The organism is Pseudomonas sp. SIMBA_041 (genome assembly GCF_046535095.1).
Classification (GTDB): Bacteria; Pseudomonadota; Gammaproteobacteria; order Pseudomonadales; family Pseudomonadaceae; genus Aquipseudomonas; species Aquipseudomonas mucoides.
The window spans coordinates 1-265 of the sequence record NZ_JAWRXJ010000431.1 but is presented as its reverse complement, the minus strand read 5'-3'; the positions used below and the strand labels follow the sequence as shown (position 1 = coordinate 265).

The 265-nt window shown below is 46.0% G+C and carries 1 protein-coding gene; it reads left to right on the top strand.

Going from position 1 to position 265, the window contains the following annotated elements; translation table 11 throughout:
• Positions 1-37: 37 nt before the first annotated feature.
• The coding region (locus SB725_RS31790) for a hypothetical protein (protein WP_410923429.1) at positions 38-265 on the top strand (228 nt) is incomplete at its 3' end.

Here is a 265-nt window from a genome sequence, read left to right as displayed (position 1 = left end):
CGATCAGCTCATTGTGGCACGGATGTTACTTGCCGTAATGAACAATAACTTTACCGCTGTAGTTGATATCGTCAGTCGTGCAGGTTGGATACCACCAAATGCCGATAAGCATGCCCTGATGCGTGATATGAAACGTACTGTCGGCCCTATGCTACAAAAATCAATCGATGATATCGACTTTGCTGGCGTACTGATGCAGATTTTGGACATTGCACGTAGACATCATATGAGCATCCCGCCGCAGCTAATGCTTCTGCTAAAAACC